Annotated in this window: 24 protein-coding genes; 20 read left to right on the top strand and 4 right to left on the bottom strand. The window is 39.7% G+C overall.

All coding sequences use genetic code 11. The features are described 5' to 3' along the window. The first annotated feature begins 31 nt into the window (after positions 1 to 31). The 3 genes from AC51G0_RS14250 to AC51G0_RS14240 all read left to right on the top strand — a co-directional run bounded on the left by AC51G0_RS14250 (position 32) and on the right by AC51G0_RS14240 (position 1501). Positions 32 to 391 carry a four helix bundle protein gene (locus AC51G0_RS14250; protein WP_496299313.1) on the top strand — a complete coding sequence of 120 codons (360 nt, stop codon included), beginning with the start codon at positions 32 to 34 and terminating at the stop codon, positions 389 to 391. A 269-nt stretch (positions 392 to 660) separates the two neighbouring features. After that, on the top strand, positions 661 to 1206 hold the full coding sequence (locus AC51G0_RS14245) for an elongation factor P hydroxylase (RefSeq protein WP_496299312.1): 546 nt from the start codon (positions 661 to 663) through the stop codon (positions 1204 to 1206). Between the two features lie 28 nt (positions 1207 to 1234). Then, complete coding sequence (locus AC51G0_RS14240; protein WP_496299310.1) at positions 1235 to 1501, top strand: YfcL family protein; 267 nt, start codon at positions 1235 to 1237, stop codon at positions 1499 to 1501. Positions 1502 to 2667: 1166 nt separating this feature from the next. Here AC51G0_RS14240 and AC51G0_RS14235 read toward each other — a convergent pair. Both AC51G0_RS14235 and AC51G0_RS14230 read right to left on the bottom strand, forming a co-directional pair. Next, entirely contained in the window at positions 2668 to 4881 is a 2214-nt protein-coding gene (locus AC51G0_RS14235; protein WP_496301959.1) for a YjbH domain-containing protein, read from the bottom strand. Then, positions 4881 to 5585 (bottom strand): capsule biosynthesis GfcC family protein, encoded by a 705-nt coding sequence (locus tag AC51G0_RS14230; protein WP_496299308.1) that lies wholly within the window; start codon positions 5583 to 5585, stop codon positions 4881 to 4883. The genes AC51G0_RS14235 and AC51G0_RS14230 overlap by 1 nt, the downstream gene beginning before the upstream one ends. Here AC51G0_RS14230 and AC51G0_RS14225 point away from each other — a divergent pair. Beyond that, the gene (locus AC51G0_RS14225) at positions 5584 to 5790 is read left to right on the top strand and encodes a hypothetical protein (RefSeq protein WP_496299306.1); all 207 of its coding nucleotides are present in this window, start codon (positions 5584 to 5586) and stop codon (positions 5788 to 5790) included. The genes AC51G0_RS14230 and AC51G0_RS14225 overlap by 2 nt on opposite strands. A 25-nt stretch (positions 5791 to 5815) precedes the next feature. Here the strand turns inward: AC51G0_RS14225 and AC51G0_RS14220 are convergent, their stop codons facing one another. Next, positions 5816 to 6439, bottom strand: coding sequence for a YjbF family lipoprotein (locus AC51G0_RS14220; RefSeq protein ID WP_496299305.1), 624 nt, complete (start codon positions 6437 to 6439; stop codon positions 5816 to 5818). 278 nt (positions 6440 to 6717) lie between these two features. After that, positions 6718 to 7095, bottom strand: coding sequence for a hypothetical protein (locus AC51G0_RS14215; protein WP_496299303.1), 378 nt, complete (start codon positions 7093 to 7095; stop codon positions 6718 to 6720). A 773-nt stretch (positions 7096 to 7868) separates the two neighbouring features. Between AC51G0_RS14215 and AC51G0_RS14210 the strand changes: the two genes are divergently transcribed. The 16 genes from AC51G0_RS14210 to AC51G0_RS14135 all read left to right on the top strand — a co-directional run bounded on the left by AC51G0_RS14210 (position 7869) and on the right by AC51G0_RS14135 (position 23290). Continuing rightward, the gene (locus AC51G0_RS14210; RefSeq protein ID WP_496299302.1) at positions 7869 to 9005 is read left to right on the top strand and encodes a polysaccharide export protein; all 1137 of its coding nucleotides are present in this window, start codon (positions 7869 to 7871) and stop codon (positions 9003 to 9005) included. A gap of 83 nt (positions 9006 to 9088) precedes the next feature. Then, positions 9089 to 9448, top strand: coding sequence for a four helix bundle protein (locus AC51G0_RS14205; RefSeq protein ID WP_496299300.1), 360 nt, complete (start codon positions 9089 to 9091; stop codon positions 9446 to 9448). 64 nt (positions 9449 to 9512) lie between these two features. Beyond that, on the top strand, positions 9513 to 9941 hold the full coding sequence (locus tag AC51G0_RS14200) for an arsenate reductase/protein-tyrosine-phosphatase family protein (RefSeq protein ID WP_496299299.1): 429 nt from the start codon (positions 9513 to 9515) through the stop codon (positions 9939 to 9941). Between the two features lie 111 nt (positions 9942 to 10052). Next, the gene (locus AC51G0_RS14195; protein WP_496299297.1) at positions 10053 to 12215 is read left to right on the top strand and encodes a polysaccharide biosynthesis tyrosine autokinase; all 2163 of its coding nucleotides are present in this window, start codon (positions 10053 to 10055) and stop codon (positions 12213 to 12215) included. A gap of 280 nt (positions 12216 to 12495) precedes the next feature. Next, positions 12496 to 13560, top strand: a complete 1065-nt coding sequence (gene rfbB / locus AC51G0_RS14190; RefSeq protein WP_496299295.1) for a dTDP-glucose 4,6-dehydratase — start codon at positions 12496 to 12498, stop codon at positions 13558 to 13560. Beyond that, positions 13560 to 14429 carry a glucose-1-phosphate thymidylyltransferase RfbA gene (rfbA, locus tag AC51G0_RS14185; protein ID WP_496299294.1) on the top strand — a complete coding sequence of 290 codons (870 nt, stop codon included), beginning with the start codon at positions 13560 to 13562 and terminating at the stop codon, positions 14427 to 14429. Before rfbB ends, rfbA begins: the two co-directional genes overlap by 1 nt. Beyond that, a complete protein-coding gene (locus AC51G0_RS14180) occupies positions 14429 to 14842 on the top strand; it encodes a sugar 3,4-ketoisomerase (protein WP_496299293.1) in 414 nt (137 codons plus the stop codon). The genes rfbA and AC51G0_RS14180 overlap by 1 nt, the downstream gene beginning before the upstream one ends. Beyond that, positions 14829 to 15299: an acyltransferase gene (locus AC51G0_RS14175; RefSeq protein WP_496299292.1), complete on the top strand. Its 471-nt coding sequence runs from the start codon at positions 14829 to 14831 to the stop codon at positions 15297 to 15299. The genes AC51G0_RS14180 and AC51G0_RS14175 overlap by 14 nt, the downstream gene beginning before the upstream one ends. Then, positions 15292 to 16392, top strand: a complete 1101-nt coding sequence (locus tag AC51G0_RS14170; RefSeq protein WP_496299291.1) for a DegT/DnrJ/EryC1/StrS family aminotransferase — start codon at positions 15292 to 15294, stop codon at positions 16390 to 16392. The genes AC51G0_RS14175 and AC51G0_RS14170 overlap by 8 nt, the downstream gene beginning before the upstream one ends. Next, positions 16392 to 16949 carry an acyltransferase gene (locus AC51G0_RS14165; protein WP_496299289.1) on the top strand — a complete coding sequence of 186 codons (558 nt, stop codon included), beginning with the start codon at positions 16392 to 16394 and terminating at the stop codon, positions 16947 to 16949. Before AC51G0_RS14170 ends, AC51G0_RS14165 begins: the two co-directional genes overlap by 1 nt. Next, on the top strand, positions 16939 to 18147 hold the full coding sequence (locus AC51G0_RS14160) for a lipopolysaccharide biosynthesis protein (protein ID WP_496299287.1): 1209 nt from the start codon (positions 16939 to 16941) through the stop codon (positions 18145 to 18147). Before AC51G0_RS14165 ends, AC51G0_RS14160 begins: the two co-directional genes overlap by 11 nt. 1 nt (position 18148) lies before the next feature. Continuing rightward, the gene (locus tag AC51G0_RS14155; RefSeq protein ID WP_496299286.1) at positions 18149 to 19015 is read left to right on the top strand and encodes a glycosyltransferase family 2 protein; all 867 of its coding nucleotides are present in this window, start codon (positions 18149 to 18151) and stop codon (positions 19013 to 19015) included. After that, complete coding sequence (locus AC51G0_RS14150; protein ID WP_496299284.1) at positions 18996 to 20096, top strand: polysaccharide pyruvyl transferase family protein; 1101 nt, start codon at positions 18996 to 18998, stop codon at positions 20094 to 20096. The genes AC51G0_RS14155 and AC51G0_RS14150 overlap by 20 nt, the downstream gene beginning before the upstream one ends. Continuing rightward, positions 20089 to 21114, top strand: a complete 1026-nt coding sequence (locus AC51G0_RS14145; protein WP_496299283.1) for a glycosyltransferase — start codon at positions 20089 to 20091, stop codon at positions 21112 to 21114. The genes AC51G0_RS14150 and AC51G0_RS14145 overlap by 8 nt, the downstream gene beginning before the upstream one ends. After that, positions 21114 to 22283 (top strand): hypothetical protein, encoded by a 1170-nt coding sequence (locus AC51G0_RS14140; protein WP_496299282.1) that lies wholly within the window; start codon positions 21114 to 21116, stop codon positions 22281 to 22283. Before AC51G0_RS14145 ends, AC51G0_RS14140 begins: the two co-directional genes overlap by 1 nt. 2 nt (positions 22284 to 22285) lie before the next feature. Beyond that, positions 22286 to 23290: an NAD-dependent epimerase gene (locus AC51G0_RS14135; protein WP_496299280.1), complete on the top strand. Its 1005-nt coding sequence runs from the start codon at positions 22286 to 22288 to the stop codon at positions 23288 to 23290. Positions 23291 to 23294: the final 4 nt, after the last annotated feature.

Here is a 23294-nt window from a genome sequence, read left to right as displayed (position 1 = left end):
CCCTATGGCAGTACTTTTAAAGGATTATTAGATGAGAACCTTAGGGTTTGAAAAGCTAGAAGTTTGGAAGAAGAGTTCAAGGCTTTCTGTTGATATTGTGAAGTCTTTAAGCTCCTGCCGAAACTTTAGCTTAGTCGATCAACTGACAAGGAGTTCTTTATCAGTTCCTTCCAACATATCGGAAGGTGAAGAAAGAGAAACTGTAAAAGAGTCTGCCCGTTTTTTATATATTGCGAAAGGTTCATGCGGCGAAATGATAACCCAGCTCTATATTGCAATAGAGCTGGGTTACATTTCTAAAGAACAAGGCCTTAAGTTTGTTAATGATGCCAAACATATTTCAGTTATGCTGGCAAAGTTGATAAAGATTAGGAAAGGAATTGTTCGATAATAGACTCCCAATTTTTATGGATGAAAATCGGAAAGAGTGGCTCAAAGTCCCTATGGTGTACTTGGCCAAAGTTGCATGAATAAAGTATTGAGAAAGAGCAAAAGCTTGACACTTGTTTTATAAGCATTTTCAATCCACAGGACCACAGGACCACAGGACCACAGGACCACAGGACCACAGGACCCAGGACCCAGGACCCAGGACCACAGGACCACAGGACCCATTTTTCCTATATAATCCCTTCATTCCCAGCAACCAGAAACCTAACAATGCCCCACAACTACAACGATCTAATAAAAATTTTCAACCAAACCTTCCTAGAAACCCATAACACCGAACTTCTCCTCGGCGGTGACGAGCCAATCTATCTACCCGCTGGCGATGAGCACAAACACCACCGAATCATCTTCGCTCGAGGTTATTTCGCCTCAGCTTTACATGAAATAGCTCACTGGTGCATTGCCGGGCCTCAGCGCCGATTGCTGGAAGATTACGGCTACTGGTATCAGCCGGATGGCCGCAGTGCCGAGGTGCAGGCAGAGTTTGAAAAAGTGGAGATAAAGCCCCAAGCCGTCGAATGGATCTTGGCAGCAAGCTGTGGTTTTCGATTTCAGGTCAGCTGTGATAACCTGAGCGGCAACAGCGAACCAGACCGTTTAGGCTTCACCCTAAAAGTGCGAGAACAAGTACTGGCGTATTTGGAGCAGGACATGCCAGAACGTGCGAAGATATTATCAGATGCACTACGCGAGCATTACCAAATAGCCGCTTTGCAATCAGAAGACTTCCCAGCCCCTGAAGCTGTATGGGCTTGACATAGAAGCAAATAGAAGAGTAAAAAACATGATCCAGCAATACGAAGACAAGCTACTAACCCTAATCGATCAAACGGTAGAAACTGCATCAGACGATGAACTATTCGCTGGAGGTTACCTTCGCGGTCACATTTCACTCTCTGCAGCAAACTGCGAAATGGAAGGCACTAGCTCTATAGAAGCAATGAACAAAGCCGTTGATGCGAGTTTGGCTAAAGCGCAATCTGAATTAACGCCAGCTGATCAGATCATTGTAAAAGATATGTGGGCGCAGCTTCAGCAAGGTACTATTTAATAAGTTGCCTATTACTGCCGGATTATTGACAGAAACCCGAGTTGGTTTTATCTATTACACAGTAAAAGAGTGCTATTAATTAGCACTCTTTTAACATTAATAGCATTATTTTGCCTTTATTTGTCTATGCTTAAATATTTACTTTTATAGTCGGAAGATTTTGCGAAGATAAACGTAGGAATTAGCACTAATAAAAAGCCTATTGCATATTCAAGCTTCTCATTGGCGAGTAGTTGATAACAACTGATGGCAAAAATACCAAGTATAATCAACAGGTTAAATCTATGAAAGTTTGGATGGTTCACTGAAAAGTGAGCATACGACCTGAACATGCTCCATGTCCTCTTCTACAAAATTATTGTTAATACAGCATAATATTATATTTGTTATTTTGCCAAATACTGACAAATGTATTACTTAATTCTAGAGCAATTGTACTTTTTGTCTGCTGTTTATTTTTGCTTTTACGGTTAATATCACGCTAAGTACGCTTAATATAAATTGAACATTGTTGAAAATAATAATGAAGAACTAAGTTACGGTTATTGAAAATATTTCAGTGACTTGGAATTAATGTGCGACAGAAAGTTGACGACTATCTTTTAGTGCATTAAGGAAGGGGGGGGGATAGGAAAAGCAGATCCTAGGAAGAGCAGGCCCTAGGGAATGTGGGGTAAAACAGGTTCTGGGAAAAGCAGGTCCTAGGGAAGAGCAAGATCTTGACACTTCTCTTAGGCTTTAGAATTCTCCCTGCAGGACCCAGGACCCAGGACCCAGGACCCAGGACCCAGGACCCAGGACCCAGGACCCAGGACCCAGGACCCAGGACCCAGGACCCAGGAACCAGGAACCAGGAACCAGGAACCAGGACCCAGGAACCAGGACCCAGGAACCAGGAACCAGGACCCAGGACCCAGGACCCAGGACCCAGGACCCAGGAACCAGGACCCAGGAACCAGGAACCAGGACCCAGGACCCAGGACCCAGGACCCAGGAACCAGGAACCAGGAACCAGGAACCAGGAACCAGGAACCAGGAACCAGGAACCAGGAACCAGGAACCAGGAACCAGGAACCAGGAACCAGGAACCAGGAACCAGGAACCAGGAACCAGGAACCAGGAACCAGGAACCAGGAACCAGGAACCAGGAACCAGGAACCAGGAACCTAGTTCATCGCCTTCCGCCCATACCAAGGATAACGAGCATCGGTAACACTATACAGGCTGTATTTTCGGTTTAGCATCTGGCCACCATCGCGGCTCAGCGGCAACCAAGAAATCGTTGCACGGTTGGTACTCGGCTTCACCGTCATGATGTCAAACGGAATAGACACGTAGAAACCTTTGTTGTAGCTGCCTTCACCGAACTCCTCAGCAGATAGGTTAGTTTGGGCAACAAAGGCGCCGGCAATCACGCCGCTATCGAACTGCTTAGAGAAATCAACCGTAACGCCCTTATCTTCGGTCAGGTACTGGCCTGCACTGATTTTAAACAAGGTATTCGGTAACCATTCCCACTGCGGTTGGTAGTAGGCAGTGACATGGCCGGTCATTGCCCCTGTTTGAACTCTATAGTTACGATTGGTGATCGGATCAAACTGCATCTCTTCGGTAAAGAAGCCGAACTGTGAATCCGGATCACGTTGGATGACGTAGTTGGCATCCATTCCGATAGCCCAGTTGCTGCCTTGCGGTCGGTAAAGGACTTCACCACCGACACCACCGAACATCATTTCTAGGTATCCGCCATAGCCTTGGCTGTACCAGTTGTCACCCAGTCGATCCATCCAGGTTAGCTGGAGGTTGTCCATCCGCACTGGGTTATCGTTGATGTACTGGCGTACCAAGGTTCGTACTCGCTTGAGGTCGGTACCATCAGGTGGGACTTCGTACAGGAATTTGTCATAGTTGTCGTAAATATTGAAGTAGACTGAACCGCCTAACTCAACATGATCCCCAAACCAATAGTTGGCCCCGGCGTTGATACCAATGTTAAACATATAGAAGTTTTCAGAGCCACCCACTGATTGCTGCAAGGTAGGGGCAACACTAACATCCCATGTTTTGTCCGATTTGGCTATTAAGGTGCCCTGTGGCGGTTCTGGTGTGCTAACGCTTGTGCTGTCTTCAACCTTGGCGCCAAAGTACTCATACTGGGCAACTTTGGCGTATTGTTTGCTGTTGATGCGGGTTTCGGTGATAGCCTGATGGTTTGAGGTTTCAATCAGACGATATTCATTGGTGTTTGGCGCTTGATTAGCAATAACCGTCGCTGCTCGTTGGTGCGCTTCGTTGCGGTCACGATATTTGGTTTGTGGTGCCACGACAGTGATAGTGTCATTATCGGCGTAAATAGTCGGATCTTCATAACCGGCAATTTGATGCAGATCTTGAGCAAGTTGTTGCCAGTCTGTATAGCTGAGGTTAGCTTCATTAATAGTGGATCCATCAACCGTAGAGCGACTGTCACTCGGCTTAGCCTGATACGCAGGCACGGGTTCGTCACGCCAAATAGCTTTCAGATCATTGAAATTAGTATTGAGGTTAAAACCAAAGGTCCAGGTATTACCACGCTCATAACTCAACCGTAGATCGCCCCAATTTCCTAAGCGGTAGAGGGCACCATAGTTGAGCTTGCTGTCTTGCGACATATCGATGCCACCGCGGGTAACCGGGAAGTCGCTGGTATAGTCATTAGCATCGTATTCGGCTTTTAAACGCAATGGGGCCCAAGGGGTTTGATATTCTACGCCACCAAAGACGGCACTACAGCCGCTAAACCAACGGTCAAAATCGACACTTCCCCCTCTATCTTTTGTCGCGGTATTTCGGCCACAATCGGTGCCGTTAGATTTATCTCCGGTTAAATTCGCGCTATTGCCCATATAGCCCCAACCGATGCCGACGGTGAAATCAAATGGGCCAACATGCTTACTGGCCGCAATAAACTCCCCATCAAACAAGCCAGTACCACCGAAATCGCGCACCCCTATGGAGGTTTCTGGTAGCCAGTAACTTTCTTCGAGTAGACGGATTTTAAAATCAATGCCCTTATCAGTATATTCGGTGTCACCACTGAAGCTTGGATCATCACTGTAAAGTAAATCTTGCACCAGCGTATAGCGAATGGTCGACTCTAACCACGGCAGTAACTGAAGAGAGACCGTATAGTGGTGGTATTCGTCGTTATAAGTTGCCCCAGCCGTAAATTCGCCTTCTCTTGCGACTCGGCCAGAAGGCATTTGGATTAAACCCACTCCACCAAAATCAGATTGAGAGGGTGTAAATTGTGGGTAACTAAATTCGTCCGCCTGGATATGAAGTACAGGCAGCATGGCCAGGGTGATGGCCGATAAAGACGTTTTAACAGCTGGGTGCATCACAGGGCCCGGTTCCTTAATAAGTTGATAACGGCATCATTGAGGTCTTTATACCCTGATGGCAAAGAAGAAAAGCCAAGGTAGACAATGGCACCAGGGACTATGTCCATATGGCTAGTGTTCCAGTAAGCAATAGGGTGTTGCTCTACAGTGCCGTCTGGTTGGATCACAGTCGCAAAGCTGTTATCGGCCGTATCAGCAGGTTGTGTTTGCTTAAGATAAGCATCGGCATTTTTACGTGCTTGCCAAGGTAAATACTGAGGTTTGTGAACCGCCCCTAACACTAGAATGCTAGAAGGCCGAGAAGGTAATACCAATGTCAGGTTTTGCTTGACGAGTGGGTTATCGGATTTATTGATACGAACCTGATCATAATCGAGAGGGGTGAAAACACGTTGACCGATAGCTAGCGTAGCTAGCGTAGTTTTTAGGCCTGTCAGTACTTCACGTTCTGTGGGACCAGTTTGGTTGGCAAGCGTGTTTAACTGATTAAGAATAAGTGGTTTTTCAGGGTGAGGAAAAGCTGTAAAGGCACCAGCGCCCGTCCAGTAAACAGATTTTCCCGCCTGTTTTGTCGCAAGCTCCGAAGTAGCAGGGAGTTGAGATAAATTTGCTAGGCTATCAGTAAGAATTTGTTCTAACCGCACTGATGCCGGATATTGCAGCTGCAATTGTTGGGGTTGAGAATGTGAGCTGGTCAGCATGATGGTTATAGCGCTTGCTGTAGTGTTAGTCGCTGCTATTTCAGTATTCGCTACCACTGTGGTGCCATTTAAAAGGCAACAAGCGATACTCAGCCCAATCGATATTCGTCTGGTAATAGTAGCTAAAGACGCTACTGATAAGGTTATGGCAGATAAGGTCTTGGTTGCTGAGATCATGGAAGCTAAGGTAATGCCGGATAAATAGTGTGATTTCATATAGTTCCCTAAGCTCATGAATAAGGCTTTAACAGGGTGATATTGATATAAGGCAACCCTGGCGCAATTTTTTGGCGTGATTTGATTACCTTGCCGGTCGCTGGTTCAAGCCAGAACTCATTTTGGTAGGTGATATCGAGAGCATCGACAGAGACAGCTTCAATTACGTATATCGCTTGGACAGGGCGTTGGTTAATCATCACTACCACATCATCTTGTTTGGCAAAGGTCGATGTGAGCGTATAGCCAAAGTGATAGCCCGGCTGCCAGTCGACTTGGCGTTGCCAGCTGAGAGGTGTATTTTCCAAGTGAAGGCCTAATCGCAGTGGATCGGGCTGTTGGCTATGAGTGCCTATCAAATTCCCTTGCGGCAAGTTAAGGGTTTTGACTAAGCGCCCATATTCGGTTATGAGCATGCCGCTGTCTGACGAGAGCCATTTAAGTTGCAGAGCTGCGGGCAGAACAGACTCCGGGGGCGCCGTTTTTTTTCCAAAAGTGGGCGAAGGCTCTGCTAGTGCAAGTACCATGAAGGCTTGTGGCCCGTCATCCATGCGTGCGTAGATGCTGGCGTAAGGCAGGTTGTTGATATCATCGGCACTGAGCGTTGTATCAGGATCACCAAATACAGCAAGTTTCATGGTGTCGTTGACATCATTGAACTTTTGGCTGCAACCAACTAACCCAATCGAAATTAGTACGCAAAAGCAAAATAGAAAAAAACGTTGAAGTGACTGCATCCGAGTTGCAAACGTCCGTATAAATGGTCAAATTGTATTAGTTTCTAGTTTCTAGTTTCTAGTTTCTAGTTTCTAGTTTCTAGTTTCTAGTTTCTAGGTACTGAAATATAAAAATAACCGCACCGAAGTGCGGTTTTGAGATACACAGCTGTTTCTTGAATTGTTATCGCTTGAGGTTATTAACCTTGAGTAGAAACAGAAGTAGTTGTGTTGTTGTTGCTGCTGCCTGAGTCAGCAACAGCCACTGCTGCTACGGTAATAGCCGCAGCTGCAGCTACTGCTGTGGCAGTAATACCACCTGCAGCGGCAACAGTTGCGCCTGCCGTACCAGCGGCAGCACCCGTTGCGCCAGTCGCTGCTGTAGTTGTCGCTGCCGTAGTTGAAGTAGCACCTGCTGTGGTCGCTGTAGTTGTCGTTGCTGTTGTACTCGCTGTAGTGCCAGCTGTACCCGCTGTTGACGATGTGCCGCCTGCTGTTCCTGCTGTTGACTCAGTAGCAGCAAACGCAGAGCTAGCCATAGTCATAGCAGCTAGCAGAGCAATTGCAGTCTTTTTCATCCTATTCCCTTATTGTTATAAAAAACATAAAAGTTAAGAGTGATGGTCACTCTTAACTTTTATGATATTGCGATACGAGCTTGATAGCAATGGATCCACAAAAGAGTCATAGAACTATTTTAACTTAGTTCAAATAATCAACAATCAATGAGTTGTAATAATTTATACAAGTAAAGCGTTGATCATTGAACAAAATTAACAATGCAGAAACTAACGATATTACGTTAGCAAGATTCTAATTGTGACTCTAATCCATAAAGATCAGATGCTTATGAGTTGAACATTTTGAGTACAGTGAAAAAATAGTCGAACACGAAGTTTCTATCAGTAAGAAATTTGTGTAAAATAGCCACCGTTTTATGTAGGCGAATGACATTTCATTCTGATTTAAGCGTTTACAGTAGGACTCGTTCAGAAAACTACTTTAAAGAGCAGTTTAGGTATGACATTGAGCCTACACGATTAACGAGTTCGAGCTATCGTGCCCTATTAATCGAAACTGGTGAGGTGAATAGAAGCACATTGGGAGCTATGACCTAAGGGCGGTAGCGTATCAAAATCTCAATATTTCCCTTTCTAATTGTGTTAATCAAAGTGCTTGCAATGGATTTTTCTATCAATGAAGTTTTACCTAGGACACTAACAATCAGTGTGGTGAGAACCTAGAGTCTCGCTTCTAAACATCCAGGAACTAGGATCCAGAATCCCGTATTCTCATTCATCCCAACTGCAACTGCAGTCCATCTAACTTTTACATTGAATCTTTACTATATATGGATTTCTCAAAGAAGCTTTTAATCACTGCAATGGCCTCTGTCATGCTGGTAGGCTGCACAGTGCCCGGCTCTCACTTTACTATTGATGACAAGAATGTTGTTAGTGTTCAAGATGAAGAGAGCGATATTTCTGAACTGGTCAACGTATATCCACTTACCGCGAATGCGGTAAACCAGTTCAAAACGCCAAAGGTTTTTTCTAAAACCAACCCAAGTTTGGATGCGGAAGTAGCTCGCTATCAGTATCGAGTTGGCCCTGGCGACATCCTTAATGTGACAATTTGGGATCACCCTGAACTAACAATCCCTGCAGGTTCTTACCGCAGTTCAAGTGAATCTGGTAACTGGGTTCATGCCGATGGGACTATGTTTTACCCTTATATAGGCTTGGTCAAAGTCGAAGGTAAAACCGTTACTGAAATTCGTGACGAGATGTCTAAGCGCTTAGCCGCTTACATTGAAAGTCCACAGGTTGATGTGAATGTCGCTTCTTTTCGATCACAGAAATCTTATGTGACAGGCGAAGTTAATAAGCCTGGTCAACAACCTATTACCAATGTGCCATTAACTTTGTTGGATGCAATTAATCGTGCTGATGGCCTTGCCGCTGATGCCGACTGGCGTAATATTACGTTGACCCGTAATGGTGTAGAGGAGAACCTTTCACTTTACGCCTTGATGCAACGCGGTGATTTAACTCAGAATCGTCTATTACGTCCCGGTGATATTGTCCACGTTCCACGTAACGATGCCCAGAAAGTATTTGTTATGGGGGAAGTTAATGACCCTAAATTACTTAAAATTGATCGCGCAGGTATGAGCCTGACCGAAGCATTAAGTAATGTAGGTGGTATCAATGAACTGTCAGCCGATGCTACAGGCGTTTTTGTCATTCGTAGTTATGTAAATTCTGACAACCAAGATGATGCTCTAGCAGATGTCTACCAACTTAATATCACAGATGCTGCAGCATTGGTTATCGGTACTGAATTTGAGTTACAGCCTTATGACATTGTATATGTCACGGCAGCACCGATTACCCGTTGGAACCGTGTGGTAACACAGTTACTACCTACTATTAACGGCTTTAATAACTTGACTGAAGGTGCACTACGAATTAGGAATTGGCCATAAGCGCTCGCGCTTAAAAGCGGCCCTGTGGACTAAAGGTTCTATGGCCCTATGGATGGAGGACACGTTAGCTAAAGGATTAGTTGATGAGAGCTTTAGGGTTTGAAAAGCTGGAAGTTTGGAGGAAAAGCTCAAGACTTTCGGTTGAAATTGTTAAAGCGTTAAAAGGCTGTAGAAATTATGGCATTGTAGATCAGCTGACAAGAAGCTCCTTATCAGTACCTTCAAATATTTCTGAGGGTGAAGAGAGAGAAACAGCGAAAGAGTCAGCTCGCTTTCTATATATAGCAAAGGGGTCGTGTGGTGAGATGATAACCCAACTTTATATAGCTATAGAGTTGAAGTATATCTCTAAAGAACAGGGCCTAAAGTTTGTGAATGAAGCAAAACATATTTCTGTAATGCTTGCCAAGTTAATCAAATTAAGGAAAGGGACGGTTCGGTAGCGGGATATGCTTACCATAGGACCATAGGACCATAGGACCATAGAACTGCCCTTAGGTAAAAATCATGTTCAACAAAATTCTTGTCGTCTGCGTCGGCAACATCTGCCGCTCACCATCTGGCGAATATTTACTTAAAAAAATACTACCAAACAAACATATCGCATCAGCAGGAGTTGGGGCGCTGATTGGTAAACCTGCCGATAAAATGGCAACGGAAGTTGCTGCTGAAAATGGCATTTGTCTGGAAGGCCATGTTGCTCAGCAACTAACGAGCGATTTGTGCCGTGATTATGATCTGATTTTGGTGATGGAAAAAGGCCATATAGAAGCGGTTACTAATATTGCTCAAGAAGCTCGCGGAAAAACCATGCTATTTGGTCAATGGATTGGTAAAAAAGACATTCCTGATCCTTACCGACAAAGTCGCGAAGCGTTCGACTATGCGTATAACCTTATCGACGAAGCTGCCAAAGCTTGGGCTAAGAAGTTATAAAGAATCCAGAGACGAGGTTTAAGTTATGCGTGGCGAGAGGTTTATTTTCTCTCGAAACTCGAAACTCGAAACTCGAAACTCGAAACTCAATACTCATTACTGGAATTTACAATGAGCATTACTCAAAACACCCAAATTAAACAGGACTCCGATGAAATCGATTTGGGGAAGCTGTTTGGCATCTTAGTCGATAATCGCTGGAATATTATCGCGATCACCTTCATCTTTGCCATTATCAGCGTGGCCTATGCTTTGTTGGCGACACCGGTTTATAAAGCCGATGCGCTGATCCAGGTTGAAACCAAAAGTACCGGTATGCCCGCGCTGGGTGATATGGGGGAGTTGTTCACCAGTGAATCGTCTGCTACCACCGAAATCGTGATCATCAAGTCACGGATGATTCTAGGTAATACGGTTGATAAGTTAAATCTGACCACTGTTGCTTTTCCGAACTACCTTCCGGTTATCGGCAAGGGCCTTGCGCGTATTCAGAGTAAGCAAAGCCACATTGAGATTAGTCGCTTTGAAGTGCCTGGTTATATCGATGAACCGATTTTTACACTGACTGTAACGGATAGTCAAACTGGCGTGTTTGAGCTGGTTGATAGTAATGAACGTCCAGTCTTAACTGGTACCGTAGGAGAGTTAGCCCAGCAAGGGGACTTTCGTCTGTTTGTGACGCAAATGTCAGCTGAAGATGGCGCGTCGTTTACGGTGGCGAAACGTTCACGTTTAGATGCGATCCAAGCACTACAACAGAACTTGTCGGTAAGTGAGCGCGGTAAGCAAACCGGTATTTTGCAGCTGTCGTATACTGGTGAAAACCGTCGCCACATCGAAAAAATCCTCAATGACATTAGTCAGAATTATTTCCTACAAAATGTGGAGCGCAACTCGGCGGAAGCAGAAAATAGCCTACAGTTCCTACGTACCCATTTACCTGATATTAAAACACAGTTAACGGCATCTGAAGATCAGCTGAATCAGTTCCGTCAGGACAATGAATCCATCGATTTAGGTTTGGAAGCAAAATCGACGTTGGATGTGATGGTGAAGCTTGAAGCGCAGCTAAATGAACTGACCTTCAAGGAAAGTGAAATTTCCCAGCGCTTTACGAAAGAACACCCGGCGTATTTATCATTGTTAGATAAGCGCAAAACCCTATTGGGTGAACGTGAACGTCTGAACAGTCAGATCCAAAAGCTGCCAAAAACCCAACGTGAAGTGTTGCGCTTGACACGTGATGTAGAAGTTAATCAGCAGATTTATGTGCAACTTTTGAATAAAGTGCAAGAGCTGAACATTGTGAAAGCCAGCACCGTGGGTAATGTGCGTATTCTGGATGCAGCGCAATCCTACACCAAGGCGGTGAAACCGAAGAAATCACTGATTGTGGTGTTGGCTACACTACTTGGTGGCATATTGGCGGTGGCTATTGTCTTGCTTCGTGCCGCCTTCCACCGTGGAGTGGAAAATCCGGATGAAATTGAGGCTATAGGCCTTCCAGTTTATGCCAGTGTACCTATGTCGGATTGGCAGATCGAACTGGAGAAAAAGCAAAAAAGGAAGAAGAGCTTAACGGTTGAAGAGACCTTATTGGCGGTTTCAAATCCAGCAGATCTTTCAATCGAAGCATTGCGTAGTCTGCGTACCAGCTTGCACTTTGCCATGATGGAAGCGAAAAACAATATTCTGATGATTTCAGGCCCGAGCCCAAGTATTGGTAAATCGTTTATCTCTGCCAATATGGCAGCGGTCATTGCAAAATCAGGCCAGAAGGTGTTGGTGATCGATGCTGATATGCGAAAAGGTCGGATGGAAAAGCAGATGGCAGTGAATCCCAAACCAGGCCTTTCTGATTATCTGAGTGGGCAAACGACTGTTGAAAGCTTGATTAAACAGCCCGGTGTTGATGGTTTAGACTTTATCGGCCGTGGTGAGGTGCCGCCAAATCCGTCAGAGCTGCTGATGCATCCTCGTTTTAAACAGTTGATGGATTGGGCGTCAGAAAATTACGATATTGTGTTAGTTGATACACCACCGATTCTGGCGGTGACTGATCCAGCAATTGTCGGTGCCCATGCGGGAACGACTTTGCTGGTTGGTCGATTTGGCCAGAATGCGGTGAAAGAAATTGAAGTCACCAAACAGCGTTTTGAGCAAAACGGCATTGAAGTGAAAGGCTTTATTTTAAATGCGGTGGTACGGAAAGCCAGTAGCTATTACGGAGGTAATTATGGTTATTACAACTATAGCTACGAGTCGAAAAAATAAGGTTATGCTTTGTGATATATAGCTAATAAAAGGCGCTGACTTCAGCGCCATAATTGTAGCTCAACATTGCTAACTAATAGCGCAACCTATTGGGACCTTACGGAAAGTTTACAAAACCTAGTGTTTACAAGAGGTAACCTGTAATAGGCTGTCAAAAAAAGAATAAAAGATGTCTCAGCTATACATGGTTACTGAGGCACAGTAGTGTGAAATGTCTGCAAATCCTCAGAATCCATCCTCACATTCGTGAGTGTATTTAAGAATTATATAAGAGAAAATTATGAAAATCCTCGTCACTGGCGGTGCTGGTTTTATTGGCTCAGCCGTAATTCGTCATATTATTAAAAACACATCTGATACGGTGATTAATGTCGATAAACTAACCTATGCAGGTAATTTAGAGTCGCTTTCAGAGGTGGATTCAAATGAACGTTATCGTTTTGAACAAGTCGATATTTGCAACCGCATTGAACTTGACCGACTATTTTCACAGTATCAACCTGATGCAGTGATGCACTTAGCCGCTGAATCTCACGTTGATCGCTCTATTGATAGCCCTGCCGCGTTCATTGAAACCAACATTGTTGGTACATATACGCTACTTGAAGCAACGCGCGCTTATTGGAATGAATTAAACGAGACGCAGAAAACTGCATTTCGATTCCACCATATCTCAACTGATGAAGTGTACGGTGATTTAAATGGTACGGATGACTTGTTTACTGAAACAACATCATATGAGCCATCGAGCCCATATTCAGCCTCAAAAGCATCAAGCGATCATTTAGTGCGTGCTTGGCTACGTACATATGGTTTACCTACCATTGTAACTAACTGCTCTAACAATTACGGCCCTTACCATTTCCCAGAAAAACTGATCCCGTTGATTATTCTCAATGCCTTAGACGGAAAGCCACTTCCAGTGTATGGCGATGGCATGCAAATCCGTGATTGGTTATTTGTTGAAGATCACGCTCGTGCGCTTTACACCGTCATAACGAAAGGTAAGATTGGTGAAACCTACAACATTGGTGGTCACAATGAGAAAGCCAACATTGAGGTAGTGAAAACCATCTGTTCACTAATGGAAGAGTTCGTGCCGAATAAGCCTGAAGGGGTGATTAAGTACCAAGATTTGATTACTTACGTGACTGATCGTCCTGGACATGATGTGCGCTATGCCATCGATGCTTCAAAAATTGAACGTGAATTAGGTTGGACTCCAGTAGAAACATTTGAATCAGGTATTCGCAACACCGTTGAGTGGTATCTGAATAATAAAAACTGGTGGATCCGTGTGTTAGATGGCTCATACAGCCGTGAACGTTTGGGGGGGGAAGCATAATGAAAGGGATTATTTTAGCCGGAGGCTCAGGTACTCGATTATACCCAGTAACACAAGGTGTATCGAAACAGCTATTACCCGTTTATGATAAGCCGATGATTTTTTATCCCTTATCTGTTTTAATGTTGGCGGAAATACGTGAGATCCTCATCATTACCACACCTGAAGACAAAAGCGGTTTTCAGCGACTACTAGGTGACGGAAAGCAATTAGGTCTTCGCCTTGAATATGCAGAGCAACCATCACCGGATGGCCTAGCACAGGCTTTTATTATTGGTGAAGAGTTTATTGGTGATGATAGTGTTTGTTTAGTGCTAGGTGATAATATATTTTGGGGGCAAGGTTTTACACCAAAATTATTAAAAGCGGCTAGTCGTACATCAGGAGCCTCTGTTTTTGGATATAAGGTTCATGATCCTGAACGATTTGGTGTGGTTGCGTTTGATGAAAATCAGAAAGCGGTATCGATTGAAGAAAAACCAATAGAACCAAAATCTAACTTCGCTGTCACAGGTTTATATTTTTACGATAATGATGTTATAAAAATCGCAAAAGATATTACTCCCTCAGAGCGTGGTGAGTTGGAGATCACCAGTGTTAATCAAGCCTATCTAGAGCGTGGTGATTTAAATGTTGAACTACTCGGTCGAGGCTTCGCTTGGTTAGATACAGGTACGCACGATAGCTTACTTGAAGCGGCAACATTTGTTGAGACTATCGAGCGACGCCAAGGATTTAAGATTGCTTGTCTAGAAGAAATTGCTTGGCGCAATGACTGGATTAGCTCTGATGATGTCTTAACATTAGCGAAACAATTATCAAAAAATGGCTATGGTCAATATCTCATTGAATTAATTAAGGAACTATAATGAGCTTAATCCAATTACTTGACTTTAAGTCACTCGGTGATGAGCGTGGCGACTTAGTTTCACTTGAAGAAAATAAGAATATTCCATTTGAGATCAAAAGAACATATTATATTTTTGGCACGGAAAAAGGGGTTGCACGAGGCTTTCATGCCCATAAAACACTAAAACAAGTTGCAGTATGTATAAAAGGTTCCTGTAAATTCAAAATGGATAATGGGCGTCAAAAAGAAGAAGTTAATCTAGATTCACCTCTTAAAGGATTGGTCATTGATATTATGCAATGGCATGAAATGTATGATTTTAGTGCTGATTGCGTCATGCTTATTTTAGCCAACGATTATTATGATGAAACAGATTATATTCGTGGATACGATGAATTTATAAAGCTGGTAACAAATAATGTTTATTCATGAGTTAAGTGATGTCCAATCTAAGTTTATCGGTGAAGAAACACGAGTTTGGCAATTTTCTGTTATTTTAGAAAAAGCAATAATTGGTCGGAATTGTAATATTTGCGCGCATACATTGATCGAAAATGATGTGACTATTGGTGATAATGTAACTGTCAAATCAGGGGTGTATCTCTGGGACGGTATTCATCTTGAGGATAATGTATTCATTGGTCCTTGTGTGACATTTTCTAACGATAAACTCCCTCGCTCGAAACAGTATCCTGATGAGTTTCCTAAAACCGTAGTCAAAAATGGGGCCTCGATAGGTGCAAATGCAACTATCCTCCCTAATATCATATTAGGTGAGCATTGTATGATTGGCGCAGGTGCTGTTGTAACCAAAGATGTATCTCCTTATGCTGTTGTTGTTGGAAATCCAGCTAAAGTTATACGCTATTTAGAGAAAGACAATGATTAAATTTTTAGATTTAAAAGCAGTCAATGAGCAATACCAAACGGAATTGAAAGAAGCTTGTAACCGTGTAATTGATTCTGGTTGGTACATCATGGGAAAGGAGTTAGAGTTATTTGAGCAAGAATTTTCCAGCTATTGTGGAACAAAACATGCGATAGGTGTTGCGAATGGTTTAGATGCATTAACGTTAGTCTTACGTGCATGGAAAGAAATGGGTAAGCTTCAGTCCGGTGATGAAGTCATTGTTCCAGCAAATACTTATATTGCATCAATTTTAGCGATTACAGAAAATGATTTGACACCAGTTTTGGTAGAGCCAAACTCTTCTACTTTTAATCTTTGTCCAATAAATACGAGAAATGCCATAACAGAAAACACAAAAGCTATTTTACCTGTGCACTTATATGGTCAATTAGCTCCGATGCCAGAATTGATGGTTATAGCAAATAAATATAATCTCCTCGTTCTTGAAGATTGTGCACAAGCACACGGCTCTAAACTAAATGATTGCAAGGCAGGGGCATGGGGTGATGCTGCTGGTTTTAGTTTTTATCCAGGTAAAAACTTAGGTGCGTTAGGTGATGCTGGTGCAATTACAACTAGTGATGACGATCTTGGTGATGTCTTACGAGCTTTACGCAACTATGGTTCTAATAAAAAATATGAAAATTCATATCAAGGTGTGAATAGCCGGCTAGATGAAATTCAAGCTGCGATGTTGAGAGTTAAATTACGTCATTTAGATGTAGAGATTGAACGTCGGCAGTATATTGCTCAACGATATATAAATGAAATTAATAATTCTTTAATTAAAAAGCCAATAGTTACTGATAAGGTATCAAATGTATGGCATTTGTTTGTGGTTCAGTGTGAAAATAGAAATGAGTTGCATTCATATTTGACTTCTAACAATGTGCAAACCTTAATTCATTACCCATTACCGCCACATAAACAAAAAGCATACTCCGAATGGTCTAAACTCGATTTGCCAGTGACAGAGCTTATTCACGAACAAGTCTTATCTTTACCTCTTGATCCTACAATGAGCGATGAAGATATTAATAAAGTTATAACTATTGTTAATGGCTATAAGTGATGTCTAAAAATATCTTAAGAAAGATAATATATTTCCCTTTTTATCTTATATCAAAAAAAATTACGTTTAAAAAATACATATTAACTGCGAGACAAGCTTTCATTGTCAAATCAAGAGGGAGCGGTAAATTATTCATTGGAGATAATACAAGCATAGGTAATTCAAATTCACCTGGATTTTTTTCATACTCATATCTTGATATCAGAGAAGGATCCAATGGGATAAGTATTGGGTGTTCAACTGTAATTGGTAATAGAATCAGTATTATTTCCAATAGTGAAATTCGCATTGGTAACAAATGTTTAATTGGTAATGATGTTAAAATTTATGATAGTGACTTTCATTCATTAAAACAAGATCGTAGAGTAGATAATTGCATAAGCGGAAACGTCAATATCGGAAATAATGTGTTTATTGGTGATGATGTAATTATATTGAAAGGAGTTTGCGTTGGTGAAAACTCTGTCATAGGAGCTGGAAGCGTCTTAACCAAGAGTGTTAGTAACAATGTGATTGTAGCAGGAAATCCAGCACGGAAGGTAGGTAGTGTCGATTAATCTTAAAAAAGTTATTGGATTTACATCGATAGGATTATTTTCGAATTTCTTTATTATGCTTTCTAGCTTTATTTTTATAAGAGCATCAACGCCAGAAGTATCTGGAATATACTTTTTTTATGTTGCATTGAGTGGTTTTATCGCTAATATGGCATTATTCGGTAATGCTACGTATTTTAATAAATCTATTGCAGATACAGAAAAAGAGAACTTATCATATTTGTCATCAAATATAAAATATTTCTTTATTCTCTCTTTTCTGCTATCAAGCATATGCATCCTATTTGCAATAAATAATAATGATATATATATATTTGCAATGGTGTTTATTGAAGTTGGTATATTTAAGGTTTATCGAGAAAGATTATATGGCTCTTATGCTAGGATTTATGAATCAAGTTTATCCTATTTTCGCGTTCAAGGGTTATATGTTATATTAAGACTAATTTCAATTTGCTTCTATTACTATGGTTATATTAATTTTGACTTATTAATCATATCGTTAGTCTTAATATCTACCCCATCAATTTTGGGAACGATTGGATTTTTCAAAACTATTTGTCATAAAGAACAGGCAGGATTACGTTCGTACTTTAAAAATGGAACTCCGTTTTTTATAGCCACAATTTTCACAATGGGCTACGATTATGCACCAGTATTTGCTCTCAAATTTTTCGGAAATGATATAGATGGTATAGGGTTATTCAGTGCTTCATATAAAATAATTTCAATTTTAATATTATCGCTTGGAATATTGACTCAATCACTACTTCCATATTTCAGAGGGATCTATAATGAATATGGTAAGAAACAAACCATAAATTCCGGGCTAAAGATTATTTCTATTTTGTCAACGCTCTATATACCTGCTTGGTATATGTTAAACCACTATGCGGATTTTATAATTAAAATTACACTAGGTGGAAACTATATGTCTGCTGTAGATGTATTAAAATATCAAGTAGTAGGAGTCTGGGGATCAATTATTAATTTTATATCGTTTTCAATTCTTCAAGCTATAGATGAGCAGTCAATAGTTGCTAAGATCATTGCGCCTTGTGCCATACTGAATTTATGTCTTAGTATCATGCTTGCATCTCATGGTGCAGAAGGGGTATCTATAGCACTGTCGACTAGCTTGCTAACATGCTCTTTATTGGTTTTGGGTTTCATATTTTACAAATACAGGTCAAGTTAAAATGATTCGATTTAGCTTTGTTGTACCGTTCTATAATGGAAGTAAATATATAAATGCGACTTTAGATTCGATACTTAGCCAAGACGGTGATGATTACGAAGTAATATTAATCAACGATGCATCTTCTGATATAGAGACGAAGGCATTATTTGACCTTGTGAAAACTAAACATGATAACAAAATAAAATTGATTCAGAATGAAGTTAATCTTGGTTTAATGTCGACTTTGAATAGAGGAGTATCATTGTCATCAGGTGATTATATTATAATCCTTGGACAAGATGATTTGATTTCTTCTTCACATCTTACTTCAACTATTGATTTTATCAAAAAAATCAAGTCAAAATTTTCAATTATATTCTGTGATGCCCATTATTTATCTGGGGATGCAAAAACTGGAATTATGGTTCGAGGTGAAAAGTTGAATAAATTTAAACAAAATACTATTGATTTTTCGTCATTAATAAGATGGAATTATATAGTTTCGACGGGTATTTGTATTAACAAACAGTCACTCTTAAGTGTTGGTGGTTTTGAAACAACGTTCAGGAATTATGGTGAGTGGTTAACATGGTTAAAATTGGCCAATCACAAGAAAGTATATATAAATCGTTCTATTTATTCCGAGTATCGAAGACATGATGCGAATATAACAAACTCAATGTTTAAAGATGATTTCAAAAATACATTCGAATACTATAAGTATGTTAATGAGTTTGCTTTCGAACTAAGCTCTAAGTCTATTTACAATTGGGGACTTTACTTATTTAATACAATTAAAAACAGGTCTCTTTTAACTTATAAAAATATATTTAAAGTGAGTCGTTCTCACAGTAGAGTTTTAAAAAATGAAAATACTATCCGTTAATGAAGCGCAAGGCCATAATATTGGTGACCAAGCAATATATGAGGGAGTGAAATCATTATTAAAAAATGAGAGTAAAATTAAAGTATCTCAGTTGCAGCTTTCTTTGCTTTCGAAAGAGAAAAAGGAACCAAGCAAGGAGAAAGAGAACTTTTACACTATATTAAAGGCCAATAATGTCATATATATGATTATTTTATATATTCGATTGATTGTGTTTAACGTTAAACGTTTTAAAAATGTAGTCGCGGAAATTGAAAACTCTGACTTTGTTCTATTTGGCGGTGGTTCTTTATTAATCAATAATAAATGTGTTTTTCCAATTAATCTTTTTTTTCTTTCTAGTATTTGCAAGTTAAAGAAAAAGAAATATGGTGTTGCTGGTGTATCGACTAGAAAAATAAACAGTAAATTCGCAACTTATCTTCTATGTAAGTTTTTAAATAATTGTGATTTTGTTTATGTGCGAGACCAGAACTCGATTAGTCTCTGCGAAAAACAGTTCAATGTAAAGGCTCACTTCTTACCTGATTTTGCTTTATGTCTTCCAAGTGTAAACAGAACGCCCAATAAAAAACAATTAGCAATAAATTTAATGGGACGTCAAACACATGGGTACTTTTCTATAAATGATAATCATAGGAAGTATATTGGTTCTGTTATTTCTCTAATTGAAAAATCCACTGAATTCAATGTTACACTTTTCACAACAGGCGAATTGTCAGATTCGATTGCTCTTAAAGAAATAACAAATTATTTTCAAGAGAAACACGATATATATTTGAATTCGATAGTGCCTGAGAATGTGGATGAATTAATTGAAGTTTACAAAAATAATCATATCGTGTTTGCAACAAGACTTCATTCAGCTATTGTTGGTTTAGCAAATGAAAATAAAGTTGTATGCTATAGATGGGATGACAAAGTCGAAGGGTTTTTTAGAAGTTTGACTATGGATCAAGCTTTGGTTTATGAGGGTGATGATTTTTATAAGTCTTTGCAAAATGCAATGTGTCTGAATAAGAATCTTTTGGTCGGTTATGATGATTTATTAGTCAAGTTAAAGGAGTTTGACATTGGCTAACGTACATTTGATTACATCTTTAGAAAGTGGTGGAGCACAAAAAGTTCTATTTGACTATTTGTTATCAATAGATAAAGTTAAACTTAGTTCTACTGTTGTTTACTCTTTAAAAGACATTGATTTTTATAGTGATAAAATTAAAGAGTTGGGCGTTCAAGTCTATCATTTAACTGAGAAGAGAAATTGGCCTAAATTTTTATATCATTCAGTCTTATCAAAGGGATATTTTAAGGCATGGATGTATCATTCGTGTATATTTTCTTTAATTGCTAGATTAAACGTAAGGAAAAAAATATTTTGGTCTATTCATCATGGAAGTTTAGAACGAAACAGTGATAGCAAAAGTACGCTCATTTCTGCATATATCTCTGCAATTTTAAGTTGGTTGTTACCTGAAAAGGTTGTCTTTGTAAGTACAGCGTGTCGAAATAATCACTTGAAAAATGGTTTCTGTAAAACTAACTCGCTGGTTATATATAATAATGTTGAATTATCATTATGGAACGTAAGAATAAAACCAAGAAAAGATATAACTTTTGTTGGTCGAGATCATCCAAATAAAAACTTAGATCTTTTTTTAAATGCATGTAAAAAAATCGAAGGCTTGAAAGATGATGTTAAGTTTAATATTGTTGGTAAAAACACTGAACATAGATTAAAACAAGGTGATTTTAGTTCTCGATTTAATTTTTATGGGGAGGTTGAAAGTGTCATTGATATTTATCGTGAAACCGACATATATATATGTACGTCATATACTGAGTCTTTTGGTTTGACAATTGTTGAAGCTATATCTAATGGGTGTAAAGTTATATGCCCTGACGATAATATATTTAGAGAGGTTACTTTAGATCAAGCTTACTACTATAAGCAAAACAACTTAGAATCTTTGGTTGATAAAATAGTTACTGCCATGTCGAATACCTGTAATGATGAAGAGTTATTTAATGCTCTTAAGGCAAAATATTCAAAGGAGAAGACTATTTCAAGATTGGCTTGGTTGTTAGGTGACTGTTGATGCTGCATTTTTTACTTTTATTTTTCATAGCTATATTACCTCGATATGGCGCAATTGATTTTGTTATCCTATTTTCATTTATCATATTATTCTTTAATTTTATAAAAACGAAAAAGTTAGTAATGGACCATGATTTATTGAAAATTACTTTTTGTATAATTATCATTTTTCCGGTTTCATTAATTGCGTATGTGAACAATCAGGACATTTTTGGCATTGTTAGGTTGATTAAATTAGTCTTATTATTACTTCTTGTGCCTAATGCTATTTTAACAATTAAACAAGATTTTTTCTTTAAGTGGTTTACTATATTTTTATTAGTAACTATTTCTATATTATATATTGAATATTTTAATATACTTGGTTTGAGAGTTTTTGTTAATGATATTCACAACTTATTGTACCATGGGCGTGATGTATCATATCGAGCTAAAGGTTTATTTGCAGGGTACTCTGCGGCAGGTGTATCATGTGGGTTTATTTCACTATATGCGTTATATTTTACAACGATAAAAAAAATCAAACCTCAAATTGGTACGCTTTTATTTTTGCTATCATATCTGGCGACATTCTTTACGGGTAGAACTGGTATCCTAATTGCCAGCCTTGGTATTATATTTTTTATTTTGTTTTTCTTTCGTGAATTTTTCACAATTAAAAAATTGTCTTATGTTTTATTGATGTTTTTATTGACTACCATATTTCTTCCTTTCTTAATGAAAGATGTTGACATGTCAAATGTTGAGATCACTTTTATACGTACTTTCGAAGTGTTCTTGAACTATCAAGAGAAAGGTGGCTTATCATCGGAAAGTACAACTCAACTAGCGAAAACTATTTCAATACCAGATGAAACAATTGAAATATTTGTCGGTAATGGGTTTGAACCTTGGAGTCTACAATCTAGACAGGCACATGTTCATCAGACCGACTCTGGCTTAATTCAGATTTTGTTCATGTATGGAATCTTTTCTTTCTTTTTGTATTACCTTCCTGTTTTATATGTATGGTATTCATCTTTGAAGATTACAGGGAGTGCTTGGGCTTCTATATATACTGCGGTAATAATTCCTCTAGCTTTTATTTCCGAAGTTAAAGGCCATTATATATACTCAAATTTGATTTTTGTTCTAGTTTGCTTTCCTTTTTTTTACCGTAAAATGGAGTGAAAATGAATTATTTAATTACTGGTGTCGCTGGTTTTATTGGTTCGAAAGTCGCAGGGTCTCTTTTAGACCAAGGCCACAATGTTGTTGGTATTGATAATTTAAATGATTATTATGATGTAGATTTGAAACTATATCGATTGGAACGCTTAAAAAGTAATGATTTTAATTTTATTAAACTCGATTTAGCAGATAGAGATGGTATCAAATCACTTTTTAGTGAACATAATTTTGATCGTGTTATTCATTTAGCAGCTCAAGCAGGTGTTCGTTACTCTATCGAAAATCCAATGGCTTATGCTGATAGTAACCTTATTGGCCATTTAAACATCCTTGAAGGATGTCGTCATAGCAAAATCCAACACTTAGTGTACGCATCATCAAGTTCGGTGTATGGTTTGAATGGTAAAACCCCTTTTTCTACTCAGGATTCTGTTGATCATCCGGTATCTCTTTACGCGGCAACTAAAAAATCAAATGAGTTGATGGCACATTCATACTCACATTTATATGATATTCCAACAACAGGGCTGCGTTTCTTCACTGTATATGGCCCATGGGGCCGTCCCGATATGGCGCCTTTCATCTTCACTAAGAAAATATTGGATGGCGAAACCATTGATATTAACAACAACGGTGATATGTGGCGTGATTTCACCTACATCGATGACATTGTAGAGGGAGTTATACGTATTGCTGGTGTTATTCCAACTCGAGATAATGCGTGGACAGTAGAAAAAGGTTCTCCCGCAACTAGTTCTGCGCCATACAGTGTTTATAATATCGGTTATGGAAGTCCAATAAATTTGATGGATTTTATCAAAGCTATCGAAAACGAATTAGGTGTTGAAGCCAAGAAAAACTTTCGAGAGATGCAAGCTGGTGATGTATATCAAACTTATGCGGAAACGCAAGACTTGTTCGAGGCTACTGGTTATAAACCACAAGTTGGCATTAAAGAAGGTGTCGAAAAGTTTATTTCTTGGTATAAAGAATTCTATAAGAAGTGAAAGT

Source organism: Photobacterium sp. HL06 (assembly GCF_059552575.1).
This window is presented reverse-complemented; position numbering and strand designations above follow the sequence as displayed.